This window comes from Cupriavidus numazuensis (assembly GCF_905397435.1).
Taxonomy (GTDB): domain Bacteria; phylum Pseudomonadota; class Gammaproteobacteria; order Burkholderiales; family Burkholderiaceae; genus Cupriavidus; species Cupriavidus numazuensis.
This window is the reverse complement of sequence record NZ_CAJPVI010000105.1, coordinates 1-14,936: the sequence shown is the minus strand read 5'-3', so window position 1 is coordinate 14,936 and position 14,936 is coordinate 1. Positions and strand designations below refer to the sequence as shown.

The following is a 14,936-nucleotide window of genomic DNA, read 5'->3' as shown; positions in this document are numbered from 1 at the left end:
TGGTGGTCGGCCGTTCGACCCTGCTACGCTATGTGAGTCAGAACCTGTGCCTGACGCGGCACGGCTTTTGGACGATCCCCAAGACGGACTCGGGTACAGCGTTTCAATGAGATCAGTGGTGGGACGCCTTCGGCTGCGCTGCGCGCACGGCGTCGTCGGGAGGCGAGCTGATCAACCTCGCTGGCGCCAAGGTCTGCATTCTTCTCGACCCTCTCTCTACTCCGCGCATGCATTGGCAGGCATCGTCACCGAGGCGTGGTTTGCCCTGGGCCCACGCGCTCAGACTAGGACTCTGCGCGTAGCGCAGCCGAAGGCGATCACACGATACCGCTGGCAGCAGGGGCCACAGACGCTTGCAGGGCTCGTTCAATCAGCGCTGTATTTCTACCCACGGTGGTGCCCCACGCGGCAGGCAGCGTAATTCACTCTGAAGCCCATACCCGTACAACACCCTCAGCACACTACGATAAAAATTCGCCCCTTTGGGGCAACCAGAACGCGTTTTTGGTTACTTTTGTCGCTCGGACAAAAGTGACTCGCCGGCTACGCCGGCGAAACAGCCGCGCCTGCCAAGCACGCCACCCCCGCAATGCGGCGATGACCCAAAAAAACAGCCCCGCTGGAGCGGGGCTGCATGGGGGCTGGTGAAACAGCTGCCGGGTCTTCGGGATGGCAAGGTCAATGAATAACCATATGCGTGAACGGCTCCACATACGCCTGCAGCGTGACGAAAATACCCACCAGAATCGCCAGCGCGATCGAATGGAAGAACACGTAGCGCAGGATGTCCCCTTCATGCCCATACCACTTGGTCGCCGTGGAGGCGACCACAATGGATTGCGCGTCGATCATCTTGCCCATCACGCCGCCTGAGCTGTTGGCCGCGGCCATCAGCACCGGAGACAGGCCAAGCTGCTCGGCCGTGGTCTTCTGCAAACCGCCGAACAGCACGTTGGACGCGGTGTCCGAACCCGTCAGCGCCACCCCCAGCCAGCCCAGCATGGTGCCGAACAGCGGGTAAAACACGCCGGTCTGCGCGAAGGCCAGGCCCAGCGTCGCGTCCAGCCCGGAGTAGCGGGTCAGGTAGCCGATGCCGAACATCGCGCTGATGGTCAGCAGCGAGAACTTGGTCAGCTTGATGGTCTCCCAGTATTCCTTGACCAGGCGCGGCACCGAGTAGCCCATCAGCAGGCCGCCAAGAATGGCCGAGACCAGGATGCCGGTACCCGCCATCGACAGCACGTTGAACAGGAACACCGCCGGTTCGGCGATTTCCTTCGGCGTGACCGGCGGATGCTTGATGATCGCCTTGTCCAGGCCCGGGATCGGGAACTTGAACGCCCACAGGTTATCCATGAACTTCTTGAACTCGGGGATGCCCCAGACGAACACGAAGACGGTCAGGATGATCCACGGCAGCCAGGCCTTGGCGACCGAGATGCCGGCCGAGGCGGCACTGGCCGCAGCGTCAGCGGCCAGTGCCTCGGGGTGGTCGACCTTGGAGTCATCGTGGCGGCCCAGGATCTTGGTCGACGTCCAGATTTCCTTCGGTTGCCAGATCTTCAGGAACATCGTCAGGCAGCCCATCGAGATCAGCGACGAGATCACGTCCACCAGCCACGGGCCGTGGAAGTTCGAGACCAGGAACTGCGGCACCGCGAAGGTCACGCCCGCGACCAGGATCGCCGGCCAGATGGCGAGCATGCCGCGGAAGCCCGCAAAGGCCCAGATCAGCCAGAACGGCACCAGCACCGAGAAGAAGGGCAACTGGCGGCCGATCATGGCCGACAGGGTGACCTGGTCGATGCCGGTCACCGACGACAGCCCGATGATCGGGGCACCTAGCGCGCCGAAGGCCACCGGCGCGGTGTTGGCGATCAGCGCCAGGCCCGAGGCGGCCAGCGGCGAGAAGCCCAGACCGATCAGGATGGCACCGGTCACGGCCACCGGCGTGCCGAAGCCGGCCGCGCCTTCAAAGAAGGCACCGAAGCTGAACGCCACCAGCAGCAGCTGCAGGCGACGGTCTTCGGTCACGCCGGAGATCGAGTTCTGCAACACCTTGAATGACCCGTTCAGCGTCGTCAGCCGGTGCAGGAAGATGATGTTGAGAACGATCCAGCCAATCGGGAACAGGCCCGAGACAATACCGAGGCCGGCGGCCTTGCCGGCCATGGCTGCGGGCATGCCGAAGACTGAGGCAGCAACCACCACGCCCACCACCAGCGCCAGGCCGGCGGCCAGGTGGGCCTGCATGTGAAAGAACGCCAGCGCTGCAAGCAGCACGGCCACCGGGACACCCGCGGCAATGGTCGACAGCGCCATATTGCCTAGCGGGTCATAGACTTGACTCCACACGATTGATAATCCTCCTCAGGTTTGGCTCGGGCGTCCCGGGCGATCTCCGTGCCCTGGGCTGCCGTTGTACAACGCGTACAGACGTGCGGCGTCAACCGCACACGTGAGTCGAACAAGGATTGTAAGGATGGGTTCCCGCCGCGCCGCCTTAAATCCGGTCATGGCATACATGAACCGGATTCAGGGATCAGGGTTTGCCTGGGGGCAGCATGGCGCACGTGCTGTCCTAGGGCCAGAGTACTCTAAACGGCGCCTATTAGAAATGTATGCCAACCAGACGATGCGCATAATGTCGCTTGGCAACCGTGTACGCGCTGCGTAGTCTGTTTTTCTGGTGATCGCGGAAACGACAAACAAAAAGCAGGAGACTCCTCATGCCCGAATTTCTTCCTCCCTGGCCGCTGCTTGGCGCTTTCGTGCTGGCCAGCCTTGCGCTGGCGGTAACGCCGGGGCCTGCCGTCGTCTATATCGTGACGCGCACGCTCGCGCAGGGACGTCGCGCAGGGCTGGCGTCCGTGGGCGCGGTGGCGCTGGGTAATCTCGGCAACGCGGCTGGCGCCGCGCTCGGGCTGGCGGTGTTGTTCTCGGTCTCGGCGCTGGCCTTTACGGTGGTGAAGTACGCGGGGGCCGCGTATCTGATCTGGCTTGGCATCCGCACCTTGCGTGCAGCGCCGGCGGTTGCCACGGACACGCCGCCGCCGGCGCGGCCATTGCGCCAGGTGCTCCGCGATGGTTTCGTGGTGGCCTTGCTCAATCCCAAGACGGCCATTTTCTTTGCCGCCTTCCTGCCGCAGTTCATGAACCCGGCCGGGTCCGCGCTGGCGCAGAGCCTGGCGCTAGGCATTGGTTTCGTGCTGATCGCGGCCACTACCGACATCTGCTACGTGACCGCCGCGGCAGCCGTCATGCCGGCGCTGCGCAGGGCAGGGCGTGCACGCGCAGCGGGCCGCTACCTGACGGCAGCGGCGTTTATCGGATTGGGTGTGTTCACGGCGGCGTCGGGATCGCGCGCCGCGAAGTAAAGGAGACTTGCCGCCGCGCCGTCAGCGCAGCGGCAGTTCCAGGATGCCGCCTGCGGCGGGGCGGGCGCGCATGGCGCTCAGCCAGCGCTCGAGCTCGGGACGCGGCTCATGCGGAACCGGTGTGCCCATCCAGCGGTGCGCCGCGCAGGCCAGCGAGATGTCCGCCATGGTGAAGCGGTCGCCGCCGATGAACTCGCGGCCGGCCAGCGCCTTGTCGAGCAGCGCGGCCAGCGGTTCGGTGCGCCTGCACGATGCGGCAATCGCCGCCTCGTCGCGCTGTTCGGTCGGAACGCGAACCATGTTCAGGAAGGCGGTGACCATGGCCGGACTGAAGGTGGTGGTCTGCCAGTCCATCCACCGGTCGGCCGAGGCGCGCGCCTTGACGTCTTCGGGCCACAGCGTGCCCTCGCCGTACTGCGCGCACAGGTAGCGCACGATCGCATTCGATTCCCACAGCACGAAGGGCTCGCCGCCCACATCCGTGCCCCGGAAATCCTCGATCACCGGGATCTGCCGGTTGGGGTTGAGGCGGACATAGGCTTCAGTATCCAGATCGCCCTGGCTGATGCCGATGTCCACGCGTTCATGGTCCAGGTGCAGCTCGCGCGCGCACCAGACCACTTTCTGTACGTTGATCGACGACAGTCGACCCCAGATCCGCAGCATGAAGATTCTCCCCTGATCTTTTGCGTTGGCTGTTTCGCTTATTGTTGCACTGCAGTGTTACACCTTGGTGTGGCCTCTCAGGCAGCGCGGGCCTGCGGTGCCGCGGCGATGGCTTCGCGGAACAGCGTGCCAAGGATCGCCACACCCTGCTCGATGCGTTCGGGCGGCACCGTGACGAACGCCAGGCGCAGCGTGTTGCGCTGCGGGTTGCTCGCATAGAACGGCGCACCCGGCACATAAGCCACATTGCGTTTCACCGCTTCTTCCAGGATAGCCATGCTGTCCAGGCCCTGGGGCAGCTGTACCCAGATGAACATGCCGCCTTCGGGTGCATTCCAGCTTACGCCTTCGGGCATGTGCCGCGCCAGCGCGTCGAGCATGACCTTGCACTGCTTGCCGTACAGCTCGCGGATGGTCGGGATGTGGCGATCCAGCAGCCCGTCGCGCACGGTCTCATAGGCCACGCGCTGCGTGAAGGTGGGGGTGTGCAGGTCCGAAGCCTGCTTGGCCTGGCACAGCTTGAAATGGAGTTCCGGCGGCGCGATCACGAAGCCGAGGCGCAGACCCGGCGCCAGGATCTTCGAGAACGAGCCCATGTAGATCACGCCGTCGGGGTTCATCGACAGCAGCGTCGGCAACTGGTCGCCGGTGTAGCTCAGTTCGCCGTACGGATCGTCTTCTACGATCAGCACGCCCAGTTCCTTCGCGCGTGCCACCAGCGCCTGGCGGCGCTCCAGCGGCAGCCGGCGGCCGGTCGGGTTCTGGAAGTTGGGCAGGGCGTAGAGGAAGCGCGCGCCAGCGGTCAGCTCCGCGGTCAGCGCTTCCGGCTTCAGGCCGCTTTCGTCCGTCGGCACCGACGTGAACTCCGGCTCGAACAGCGAGAACGCCTGCAGCGCGCCAAGGTAGCTCGGCGTTTCCACGAGCACCTTGCTGCCCGGGTCGATCAGCACCTTGGCGATCAGGTCCAGCGCCTGCTGCGAACCGGTGGTGATCAGCACGCGCTCTACGCCCACGTTATGGCGCTTGGCGATGAACTCGCGCAGCGGCAGGTAGCCTTCGGTTGCTGCGTACTGCAGCGCGGCGGCAGGGTTGTCGGCAAATACACGGGCCGTCGCCGCCTCCATGGCCGCTACCGGGAACGACGCCGGCGAGGGCAGGCCGCCGGCGAAGGAAATGACTTCCGGACGCTCGGTGACCTTCAGGATTTCGCGGATAGCCGAGCTGGTCAGTTGCTGCGCCCGGCGGGAGATGGCCCATGTCATGATGTTTCTCTTTTCTCTGGGGGAGAGCCGCCTGGCGGGCGGCTCAGTCAACGATAAATAGTCTCGCACCGGTCGGCGTGGACGATCGGTGCGGTTCCGCCTGGTCGGCCACCTGATAGCTCATGCCCGCGCGGAGCACGAACTGGCGGCCGTCTTCCAGCTCGGTATGCAGTTCGCCGTCCAGCACGAACAGGATATGCCCCTTGCTGCACCAGTGGTCCGCAAGGTAGCCGGCCGAGTACTCGACCATGCGCACGCGGATATCGCCGAACTGGCGCGTGCGCCACAGCGCCTCGCCCCGTTCGCCGGGGTGGCGCGTGGGCTCGACCGCGGACCAGTCGGTGGTGCCGAAGGGCAGGTTATCGATGCGCATGGCGGAACGGCCCGGCCGGTCAGTTCACTTCGACGATCATCTCGATTTCGACGCAGGCGCCCAGCGGGATCTGCGCCACGCCGAACGCGCTGCGTGCATGCTTGCCCTTGTCGCCGAAGACTTCGGCCAGGAATTCCGAACAACCGTTCGTGACCAGATGCTGCTCGGTGTACTCCTGCGTCGAGTTCACCAGGCTCATCACCTTGACGATGCGCGTGACGCGGTTCAGGTCACCGACATGCGCGTGCAGCGTGGCCAGCAGGTCGATCGCAATGGAGCGCGCGGCAGCCTTGCCGGACTCGGTGTCGATGTCCTTGCCCAGCTTGCCGGCCCATACCTTGCCGTCCTTGCGGGCGATGTGGCCCGACAGGAAAACGGTGTTGCCGGTCTGCGCGGCCATGACGTAGGCGGCGGCAGGGGCGCCGGCGGTGGGCAGTTCCACGCCGAGGCGTGCAAGGGTGTCATAAACGGACATGTGATCTCCTGTCAGTGAGGGCGTTCGGTGAGGACGGGGGGTGTTTTCGCAGCGGGTCCGATGCCCGCGTTTGTCATCGGGGCCGCCTGTTGCACGGCGGCGCGGCGGCCCAGGGCCACCACGGCAATCACGGCCACCGCGAAGGCGATGGTGGCCGGGTCGAGCGGCTCGGCCAGCAACACGGCGCCGCCCGCGAGCGTCAGGAACGGCTGCAGCAATTGTATCTGCCCGACACGCGCGACGCCGCCTTTTGCCAGCCCCGCGTACCAGAACAGGAAGCCGATGAACATCGAGAACACCGACACATAGGCCATGCCAAGCCAGGCACGCGGCGACGCGGCGGCAAGCGCGGCGCTGTCGCGCCAGCCAAGCCAGCCGACCACAGGCAGCAGCACCGGCAGCGACACCACCAGCGCCCAGCTGATGGTTTCGAGTCCACCGAGTTCACGCGACAGCTTGCCGCCTTCGGCATAGCCGAGCGCACCCAGCACCACGGCGCCGAACAGGTACCAATCGGCATGCTGCAGCGCACCCGCTCCCTGCCATACGGCAAAGCCGAGGACGAGCGCGCTGCCGGCGATGGCCGACAGCCAGAAAGCCACGGATGGCCGTTCGCGCCCGAACCACGCGGCGAACACCGCGGTGGCCAGCGGCAGCAGGCCGATCACGATGGCGCCATGGCTCGACGGCACCTCACGCATGGCCAGCGACGAGAACACCGGGAAACCAACCACGACACCCAGCGCCGTCACCGCAAGCCGGGCCCACTGGGTTCCGCGCGGACGGCGCTTGGCGTCCAGCGCGCCGCGCATGCCGAGCAGTGCCAGCGCCAGCACGGCCGCGATCACGGCGCGGGCTAGTGCGACGAACGTGGCGTCGAGTTCGGCCACGGCCATGCGTGTGAACGGCAGCGTCTGGCTGAAGATGGCCACGCCGATAAAGCCCAGCAGCATGCCGCCGGAATGCGGCGAATGCGGGGTGGTGTTTGTGTGCGGAGCAGTCATGGTCGTATCGGGGCAGGAATCAGATCAGGCCGTCGCCGGCCGCACGCTGACGGCGATCCACACGGCAGTCAGCGCCAATGCCAGCCCCATGGCGCGGTTGAACCAGCGCACGCGGTTGCCCTGCATCAGCCATTGCCGCAGCGATGCCCCAAGCACGCCGTACACGCTGTTGCTGACGAAGCCGAACATGCCGAACGTCGTGCACACCAGCAGCACGCGCTGCGCGGGCGACGGCGCGCCGGCCATGTACGACGCCGCCGTGGCGAGCGCCATCATCCACGCCTTGATGTTGGCGTACTGCAGCACGGCCGACTGCCACACGTTGAGCGGGCGCAGCACCTGTTTCTCCGCCAGCACCGTGCTGCGCGCGAGCTTTGCCGCGAGCCACAGCAGGTAGCCGACCCCGGCCATGTGCACGATGGTGGCGAGTGCCGGATTGCTCAGGATCAGCGCGCCGACCCCCACCGCGCACAGCGCGAGGATGCTGGCAAAGCCGAACGCCACGCCCACGCAATGGGGCAGCGTCGCACGCAGCCCGAAATTCGCGCCCGTCACTGCCGCGATCGTGGTGTTAGGCCCGGGCGTGAACGAACCCACCGCCAGCAGCGTAATGAGTGCAAGGAATTGCGCGGCCGACAGGCCGGTCAGGAAATCTCCGGTCATGGCGGTCAGGCGAAATTGACGACCACGCGCCGGTTGGTGCGGCTCTTCTTCTCGATCTTGGTGACCACCACCGCGCCGATCTCGCTGGTGTTGGCCACATGCGTGCCACCGCAAGGCTGACGATCCACGCCCGGAATCTCGACGATGCGGATGCTGCTGGTACCGGCTGGCGGCGCGGCGCCGATCGTGCGCACGAGTTCCGGCTGGGCGGCCAGTTCCTGCGGCGTGATCAGCGTAATGCGTATTGCCGTATTGGCGCGGATCAGCGCGTTGAGCTGTTCGGTCAGCACGGCCTTGTCGAGCGTCGATTCGGGCAGGTCGAAGTCGATGCGTGCCGAATCCGGCGAGATACCGCAGCCCGTCACCGGCACAGGGATCAGCGAGCCAAGCAGGTGCAGGCACGTGTGCAGCCGCATCAGCCGGTGGCGGCGTTCCCAGTCGATGGTGACCGTGACGCGCTCGCCCACGCGCGGCAGCTCCGTGCCTTCCGCCGGAACATGCAGGATGCGGGCGCGGTCGTCGGCGTAGACGGTGTCGGCAATCGTGACGGTGCGTCCGTCCTCGAGCGTCAGTGTGGCCGTGTCGCCGGCCTGTCCGCCGCTGCGCGCATAGCAGATGGTCTCGTCGAGTTCGATGCCGGCATCGCTCACTGCCAGCACCGTGGCGCTGCAATGGTCGAGATAGGGATCGTCGTCGAAGCGTTTGCGGGTGACGGTCATCGGTGGGTGTCTCCGTGGTCTTGTTCTTGTTGATGTCTGGTGCCTAGCGCAGGGTGCGGATGCCCTGGGGCGTTTCGATCTCGGCGATGAGCGCTGGCGGGCCGTCGGCCTGCTCGATCGTGATCAGCGGTTCCGCGCCGAGCCACGCGAGGCCCTGGCGCAGGAGTTCCGCGTTCGGATGACGGCCGGTGAGCTTGCGCAGCGCCAGGTCCTGCCGCGGCAGGCTCGCGCCCGGATGCGGGGACACATCCCACTGGATCAGGCTTGGCAGCAGGCCGTCGCCCGCGCTCGCCGCCTCGCCTTGCCACGCGGGCAGGCTGCCGTCTTCCGGCACCGTGATGCGCCAGCGCAGGTCGCTGCGCTGCATCGGAATCACCGGCGCAATCCGATCGGGATACTGCGCCTGCCAGCGCGACAGGTCCGCGGGGCGTTCCACGCGTGCGGCCCAGTGCAACAGGTATGGGCCGGCTTGCAGGCGCTCGCGCACACTGTCGCTATCGAGTCCGAACCAGCGCGGACGCTGCGGCGCCGGGGCAGCCGGGTCAATGGCGATCACTTCGAGATACATGCCGCCGAACAGGCCGAGCACGCGGTTGTGCGTGCCCATGGCCGCATGGGCGCCGCCCCCCTGAGGGGCGATGCCCAACACGTCGGCGACGTATTCCGTGCCGGCGTCGAGCGTCTGGGCAGCAATGACGAGGTGATCGAGAGCGAGCTTCATCGTGGCTTGATGGTAGACAAGGTAGTCGGTACAGTACCGGTACAGTTATGCGGATCGTATTCAGTACAGTTGCAGGAGCACCACATGGACGGCAGCCAGCAGCAGGATTCACCGGCCACGCCAGACCGCAAGGATAGCGGAGGCGGCTTGCAGGATTCCCCGGCGCGCGGCCTGCGGCTGGTCGTGCCGCCAGGCGCGGCGGGCAGCACGGAACGCATGCCGGACCCAGTGCCGTCGGCGCAGATGACGCTGGTCGAGCAACTGACCGAATGGGCCCGCATGCGCATCGACGAGCGCGTATTCCGCGCGGGCATGCGCATGCCGTCGATCCGGCAGCTCGCGCAGGAAAAGGGGATTTCCCGCTTCACCGTGGTGGAGGCGTACGAACGCCTGGTGGCGCTCGGCTACCTGGAATCGCGCCGCGGCTCGGGCTTCTACGTGCGCGAGCGCGTGGCGCAGGCCTCGGCCGTGCCCGTGGCCCCGGTTGCAGTGGCCGCGCGCAATATCGACGTGACCTGGCTGCTGCGCAGCATGTTCCATACCGCCGAGACCCACAAGGCGCCCGGCCTCGGCTTCCTGCCCAACGAATGGCTCGATGGCGAACTGATTGCCAGCGCGCTGCGCGGGCTCGGCCGCCAGCCCGGCAACCACTTCCTGGCCAGCGGTACGCCGCAGGGCTTCCTGCCGCTGCGCCAGCAACTGCGCACGCGGCTCGAGGAATTGGAGATCGGCGCCACGGCGGACCAGATCGTACTGACGTCGGGCATCACGCAGGCGCTGGACCTGATCGCGCGGCTCTACCTGCGCCCCTGCGACACCGTGCTGGTCGGCGATCCGGCCTGGTTCGTGATGTTCGGACGCTTCGCCGCACAAGGCGCACAGGTGATCGGCGTGCCCTATACGGCGGAAGGGCCGGACCTTGAGGCGCTGGAACGCATCGTCCAGGCGCACCGGCCGCGGCTCTTCGTCATCAACTCGGTGCTGCACAACCCGACCGGCACCTCGCTGTCGGCGGCCAAGGCGTTCCGGCTGCTGCAGATGGCGGAGCAGTACGACTTCCTGATCGTCGAGGACGATATCTACTGCGACCTGTGCCCGCCGGGCCATGCCGCCACGCGCCTGGCGAGCCTGGACCAGCTTCGCCGCGTGATCTATCTGGGGAGCTTTTCCAAGACGCTCGCCGCCAACCTGCGTGTCGGCTTCATCGCCGCCCATCCGGAACTGGCCGCGACGCTGACCGACAGCAAGCTGCTGGCGGGGCTGGCCACGCCCGAGATCAACGAACGCGTGCTGTACAAGGTGCTGACCGAAGGCCACTACCGCAAGCACGTGGAGCGCGTGCGCGGGCGGCTGGACCGGGCCCGCGACGAAACCCGGCGCGAGCTGGAGCGTCGTGGCCTGCGCCTGTTCCCGGGGCAGCACGCGGGCATGTACCTGTGGGCCGATACCGGCCGCGATACCAATGCCATCGCCACGGCCGGGCACGAGAAAGGCTACCTGTTTGCACCCGGCAGCCTGTTTTCGCCATCACAGATGCCGTCGGGCTGGATGCGCTTCAACGTCACCAGCAGCGGGGACCCGGAGGTGCTGGATTTCCTGTCGCGGCAGCTCGAACGGCTCTGAGGGGGCGGCGGGGTCTTGAAATCCGCCAGTAGCGACCCTATTTCGAGTGGCATTGGCGACGCGCCAGACCCTAATTCCCAGATTTACCGGATTCGAAGAGGAGAACCATGACCGCACCGCACGAAACGATGAGCTTCCAGGCGGAAGTGAAGCAACTGCTGCACCTGATGATCCACTCGCTGTACAGCAACAAGGAAATTTTCCTGCGCGAGCTGGTCTCGAATGCTTCGGACGCCACTGACAAGCTGCGCTTCGAGGCGATCGCGAACCCCTCCCTGCTCGAGAACGACGCCGACCTGGCCATCCGCATCGAGGCCGACACCACCGCCCGCACGCTGAAGATTACCGACAACGGCATCGGCATGAGCCGCGACGAGGCCATCCGCAACCTCGGCACCATCGCCCGTTCGGGTACCAAGGAATTCTTCCAGCAGCTTTCCGGCGACCAGCAGAAGGACGCCGCGCTGATCGGCCAGTTCGGCGTGGGCTTCTACTCGGCCTTTATCGTGGCCGACAAGGTCACCGTCGAAACGCGCCGCGCTGGCGTGGCCGCCGACGAAGCCGTGCGCTGGGAAAGCACCGGCGACGGCGAGTTCACCGTCGACGCCATCACGCGCGCCGAGCGCGGCACCACCATCACGCTGCACATGCGCGAAGGCGAGGACGATTTCCTGTCGGCCTGGCGCCTGAAGAGCATCATCCAGAAGTACTCGGACCACATCTCGCTGCCGATCCGCATGCCCAAGGAAGTGTGGGATGCCGACACCAGCGCCTACAAGCGCACCGACGAGTGGGAAAGCGTCAACCAGGCCAGCGCGCTGTGGACGCGTTCGAAGTCGGACATCACCGACGAGCAGTACACCGCGTTCTACCAGCACATCGCGCACGACAACGAGGCGCCGCTGTCCTGGACGCACAACCGCGTCGAAGGCCGCAGCGAATACACGCAGCTGCTGTACATCCCGGCGCGCGCGCCGTTCGACCTGTGGGATCGCAACCACAAGCACGGCCTCAAGCTCTACGTGAAGCGCGTGTTCATCATGGACGATGCCGAGCAACTGCTGCCGTCGTACCTGCGCTGGGTCAAGGGCGTGATCGATTCCGCCGACCTGCCGCTGAACGTCTCGCGCGAACTGCTGCAGGAAAGCCGCGACGTCAAGGCGATCCGCGAAGGCAGCACCAAGCGCGTGCTGTCGATGCTCGAATCGCTGGCCGACAGCGAAGACGAAGCCGAGCGCGCCAAGTACACGACCTTTTGGCAGCAGTTCGGCCAGGCGCTCAAGGAAGGCCTGGGCGAAGACAACGCCAACCAGGAACGCATCGCCAAGCTGCTGCGCTTTGCCTCGACGCAGAACGACACCGCCGAGCAGAGCGTCTCGCTGGCTGCGTACGTCGGCCGGATGAAGGAAGGCCAGGACAAGATCTACTACGTTACCGCCGACACCTGGGGCGCAGCCAAGAACAGTCCGCACCTTGAAGTGTTCCGCAAGAAGGGCATCGAAGTCCTGCTGCTGACCGATCGCGTCGACGAATGGATGCTGTCGTTCCTGCGAGACTTCGACGGCAAGGAACTGGTTTCGGTGGCCCGCGGCGACCTGGACCTCGGCAGCCTCGCTGACGAAGCCGAAAAGGCCGAGCAGGAAAAGGCCGAAACCGAATGGAAGGACGTGGTCGCCCGCGCCAAGACCGTGCTCGAAGGCAAGGCCAAGGACGTGCGGGTGACGCTGCGCCTGACCGCGTCGGCATCGTGCCTGGTCTCGGATGAAGGCGACATGAGCGGCTACCTGCAGCGCCTGCTGAAGCAAGCTGGTCAGAAGGCCCCGGACGCCCAGCCGATCCTGGAGCTGAACCCCGAGCACGCGCTGGTGAAGAAGCTGCGCGACCTGCCGGAAGGCGAGGGCTTCAATGACCGCCTGCTGGTGCTGTTCGATCAGGCACTGCTTGCGGAAGGCGGCATGCTGGATGACCCCACTGCTTATGTGCAGCGCGTGAACAAGCTGCTCGCCTGAATGCGGGCGTGAAGAGAAGGGCCGGGCGACCGGCCCTTGAAGTTGCTGACAAAGTCAAAAGCAGCGAATGATGTCTCCCCTCTCCCATTTATGGGAGAGGGGCGGGGGAGAGGGCAGGAGTTGCCACGAAGTGAGGCGTCATGGTGCTTGCCATGCGCCTGCCCTCTCCCCCAACCCCTCTCCCGCAAGCGGGCGAGGGGAGCAAACAATCTGGTGCGCCAGCTTTGTCAGCAATCTGAAGGGCCGGGCGACCGGCCTTTTTTGCTTATGGTCTGCATGACGGCGAAGGACATAACCGAAAACGATTGACGATGCTGAAGCGCTGCTTTCCTCCCGTGGTGGATGCCGAGACGCGGGTGCTGATCCTCGGCAGCCTGCCGGGCGAGGCATCGCTGGCGCAAGGTCAGTATTACGCGCACAAGCAGAACCAGTTCTGGCGGCTGGTCGGCGATACGATCGGCGAAGACTTGGTGCAGATGGACTATCCGTTGCGCCTGCAGACACTGCTGGCTCACCACGTGGGCCTATGGGATGTCGTGGCCGAAGCGAAGCGCGAAGGCAGTCTCGACAGCAACATCCGCGATCACGCCGGCAATGACCTGATCGGCCTGATCGATTCGCTGCCGAACCTTGCCGTGATTGCGTTCAATGGCGGTACAGCGGAGCGCATCGGATTGAAGGCCTTGCGCGAGCATGGCGATCGCCATCATATCGTCAGGCTGCCTTCCAGCAGCCCGGCGCATACCAGGTCCTACGCGGAAAAGCTGAGCGCCTGGCAGGCGTTGCAAGCGTGGCTGCCTGCCAGGTCGCGCTGACGTTCACTCAACTGCCTATCCCAAATCCGGTTGCGTGGCCGCATAGCTCGGCCGCGCTCGCATGACTGCATGCCCGCGCCGGATATTCGGCCGCGTTTCCAACATCGCCGCGCTTTCCGGGAATAGCCCCAGATACTCGACGATCGGCGCGAAGAACAGGTCGGCCATCGACAACGCATTGCCGACCAGAAAGTCGCGTCCGCCGTATGCCTGCTCCAGGACATCGAGTTGCTTTTCGATATCGGGCAGTGCTCCATCAATGGTGGTGCGATCAGGCTGCCCGTCCTTGCCCTTCGGGAACACGTATTGCAGCACATAGCGGCGCACCATCGCATCGTAGCCATGGCAGTTGATCAGGCTGATCCACTGCTCGCAGCGCGCGCGGTTGGCGGGGCCGGTTTGCGGTATCAGGTTCGGGCCACCGAACACCTCGTTGACGTAGCTCAGGATGGCGCGCGTTTCGTAGAAGTCGATCGGCCCGTCGCTGAATGCCGGAATGCGCCCGAAGGGGTTGTGGGCCACCAGTTCGTCGGTGTGCGGCGCTACCGGCTTGAGCGTGTAGCGCACGCCTTTCTCTTCGAGCGCCAGGCGCACCGTGCGCACGTAGGTGCTGCGCGCATCGCCGTAGACGGTCAGCGTGCCGGCGCTGCCTTCGGCATCCAGATAGTCGCTGAGGTTGTTGAAGACCGATTGCCAGCCACCGTCGTGCGCATCGCGCGTGGCTGCGTCGGGGAAGCCGGAATGGCGCATATGCAGATGCGTGCCGCCATCCTTGTCGGTCAGCGTGATCTCGATCAGCGTACGCACGCCGGCCGGTAGTTCGCTGCCTTCCCATTGCCAGGTGTAAGCCAGGAAGTTGGCGCGATCGATTGCCTGATACTCGCCGCCGACGATGTGTTGCTCGCCGTCCTTTGCGCCCATCACCAGCCGGTAGCGGCCGCCCACGCGCGCGTCGGCGCTGGCTTCCCGAACCTGCATGCCGCGCGGGCAATGCCAGACGGCCAGCGCAGCCTGGTCTGTAAATGCATCGAATACCCGCTCGCGCGGCGCGCGGATCTGGCGGGTCATCTCCAGATGAAATGTTGCGGCTTCGGTCATGACTTGGTCCCCTTTTTTCGGGTTCTTCGCCGAATTGCGTGACCGCTTAGAAACAAAAAGGGCCAACCGCCCACCGCTGTTATCTTGGAGTTGCGACACAACAAGAATCAGGAAGGTGGAGGTTGGCCCCA

14 protein-coding genes are annotated in these 14,936 nt (G+C 65.5%); 4 read left to right on the top strand and 10 right to left on the bottom strand.

All coding sequences use genetic code 11. The features are described 5' to 3' along the window. Nucleotides 1-678: 678 nt before the first annotated feature. Nucleotides 679-2,355: an L-lactate permease gene (locus tag KHO41_RS39700; protein ID WP_211958676.1), complete on the bottom strand. Its 1,677-nt coding sequence runs from the start codon at nt 2,353-2,355 to the stop codon at nt 679-681. 374 nt (nt 2,356-2,729) lie between these two features. Between KHO41_RS39700 and KHO41_RS39695 the strand changes: the two genes are divergently transcribed. Further along, nucleotides 2,730-3,377 (top strand): LysE family translocator, encoded by a 648-nt coding sequence (locus KHO41_RS39695; RefSeq protein ID WP_211958675.1) that lies wholly within the window; start codon nt 2,730-2,732, stop codon nt 3,375-3,377. 21 nt (nt 3,378-3,398) lie between these two features. Here the strand turns inward: KHO41_RS39695 and KHO41_RS39690 are convergent, their stop codons facing one another. From KHO41_RS39690 to KHO41_RS39655, 8 genes are all read right to left on the bottom strand, one after another. Further along, nucleotides 3,399-4,043 carry a glutathione S-transferase family protein gene (locus KHO41_RS39690; protein ID WP_211958674.1) on the bottom strand — a complete coding sequence of 215 codons (645 nt, stop codon included), beginning with the start codon at nt 4,041-4,043 and terminating at the stop codon, nt 3,399-3,401. A 77-nt stretch (nt 4,044-4,120) separates the two neighbouring features. Further along, entirely contained in the window at nt 4,121-5,305 is a 1,185-nt protein-coding gene (locus tag KHO41_RS39685) for an aminotransferase-like domain-containing protein (RefSeq protein WP_211958673.1), read from the bottom strand. Between the two features lie 43 nt (nt 5,306-5,348). Beyond that, nucleotides 5,349-5,678, bottom strand: coding sequence for a DHCW motif cupin fold protein (locus KHO41_RS39680; protein WP_211958672.1), 330 nt, complete (start codon nt 5,676-5,678; stop codon nt 5,349-5,351). Between the two features lie 19 nt (nt 5,679-5,697). Further along, nucleotides 5,698-6,153: a RidA family protein gene (locus tag KHO41_RS39675; RefSeq protein WP_211958671.1), complete on the bottom strand. Its 456-nt coding sequence runs from the start codon at nt 6,151-6,153 to the stop codon at nt 5,698-5,700. An 11-nt stretch (nt 6,154-6,164) separates the two neighbouring features. Beyond that, nucleotides 6,165-7,157: a DMT family transporter gene (locus KHO41_RS39670; protein ID WP_211958670.1), complete on the bottom strand. Its 993-nt coding sequence runs from the start codon at nt 7,155-7,157 to the stop codon at nt 6,165-6,167. 24 nt (nt 7,158-7,181) lie between these two features. Next, nucleotides 7,182-7,820, bottom strand: coding sequence for a LysE family translocator (locus KHO41_RS39665; protein ID WP_211958669.1), 639 nt, complete (start codon nt 7,818-7,820; stop codon nt 7,182-7,184). Between the two features lie 5 nt (nt 7,821-7,825). Beyond that, the gene (locus tag KHO41_RS39660) at nt 7,826-8,539 is read right to left on the bottom strand and encodes an alanyl-tRNA editing protein (RefSeq protein WP_211958668.1); all 714 of its coding nucleotides are present in this window, start codon (nt 8,537-8,539) and stop codon (nt 7,826-7,828) included. Nucleotides 8,540-8,582: 43 nt separating this feature from the next. Then, complete coding sequence (locus tag KHO41_RS39655) at nt 8,583-9,260, bottom strand: VOC family protein (RefSeq protein ID WP_211958667.1); 678 nt, start codon at nt 9,258-9,260, stop codon at nt 8,583-8,585. An 84-nt stretch (nt 9,261-9,344) separates the two neighbouring features. On the opposite strand from KHO41_RS39655, the gene KHO41_RS39650 reads away from it, so the two are divergent. From KHO41_RS39650 to KHO41_RS39640, 3 genes are all read left to right on the top strand, one after another. After that, nucleotides 9,345-10,883 (top strand): aminotransferase-like domain-containing protein, encoded by a 1,539-nt coding sequence (locus KHO41_RS39650; RefSeq protein ID WP_211958666.1) that lies wholly within the window; start codon nt 9,345-9,347, stop codon nt 10,881-10,883. A gap of 107 nt (nt 10,884-10,990) precedes the next feature. Beyond that, nucleotides 10,991-12,892 carry a molecular chaperone HtpG gene (gene htpG, locus KHO41_RS39645; protein WP_211958665.1) on the top strand — a complete coding sequence of 634 codons (1,902 nt, stop codon included), beginning with the start codon at nt 10,991-10,993 and terminating at the stop codon, nt 12,890-12,892. A 311-nt stretch (nt 12,893-13,203) separates the two neighbouring features. After that, complete coding sequence (locus KHO41_RS39640) at nt 13,204-13,707, top strand: DNA-deoxyinosine glycosylase (RefSeq protein ID WP_211958664.1); 504 nt, start codon at nt 13,204-13,206, stop codon at nt 13,705-13,707. A gap of 15 nt (nt 13,708-13,722) precedes the next feature. Here the strand turns inward: KHO41_RS39640 and KHO41_RS39635 are convergent, their stop codons facing one another. Further along, the gene (locus KHO41_RS39635; protein WP_211958663.1) at nt 13,723-14,805 is read right to left on the bottom strand and encodes an SRPBCC domain-containing protein; all 1,083 of its coding nucleotides are present in this window, start codon (nt 14,803-14,805) and stop codon (nt 13,723-13,725) included. Nucleotides 14,806-14,936 lie beyond the last annotated feature (131 nt).

Bases quoted from the DNA above. Each gene is read 5' to 3' on its own strand.
- KHO41_RS39695 (WP_211958675.1), top strand. From the start codon at position 2,730: ATGCCCGAATTTCTTCCTCCCTGGCCGCTGCTTGGCGCTTTCGTGCTG.
- KHO41_RS39690 (WP_211958674.1), bottom strand. From the start codon at position 4,043: ATGCTGCGGATCTGGGGTCGACTGTCGTCGATCAACGTACAGAAAGTG.
- KHO41_RS39685 (WP_211958673.1), bottom strand. From the start codon at position 5,305: ATGACATGGGCCATCTCCCGCCGGGCGCAGCAACTGACCAGCTCGGCT.
- KHO41_RS39680 (WP_211958672.1), bottom strand. From the start codon at position 5,678: ATGCGCATCGATAACCTGCCCTTCGGCACCACCGACTGGTCCGCGGTC.
- KHO41_RS39675 (WP_211958671.1), bottom strand. From the start codon at position 6,153: ATGTCCGTTTATGACACCCTTGCACGCCTCGGCGTGGAACTGCCCACC.
- KHO41_RS39670 (WP_211958670.1), bottom strand. From the start codon at position 7,157: ATGACTGCTCCGCACACAAACACCACCCCGCATTCGCCGCATTCCGGC.
- KHO41_RS39665 (WP_211958669.1), bottom strand. From the start codon at position 7,820: ATGACCGGAGATTTCCTGACCGGCCTGTCGGCCGCGCAATTCCTTGCA.
- KHO41_RS39660 (WP_211958668.1), bottom strand. From the start codon at position 8,539: ATGACCGTCACCCGCAAACGCTTCGACGACGATCCCTATCTCGACCAT.
- KHO41_RS39655 (WP_211958667.1), bottom strand. From the start codon at position 9,260: ATGAAGCTCGCTCTCGATCACCTCGTCATTGCTGCCCAGACGCTCGAC.
- KHO41_RS39650 (WP_211958666.1), top strand. From the start codon at position 9,345: ATGGACGGCAGCCAGCAGCAGGATTCACCGGCCACGCCAGACCGCAAG.
- htpG (WP_211958665.1), top strand. From the start codon at position 10,991: ATGACCGCACCGCACGAAACGATGAGCTTCCAGGCGGAAGTGAAGCAA.
- KHO41_RS39640 (WP_211958664.1), top strand. From the start codon at position 13,204: ATGCTGAAGCGCTGCTTTCCTCCCGTGGTGGATGCCGAGACGCGGGTG.
- KHO41_RS39635 (WP_211958663.1), bottom strand. From the start codon at position 14,805: ATGACCGAAGCCGCAACATTTCATCTGGAGATGACCCGCCAGATCCGC.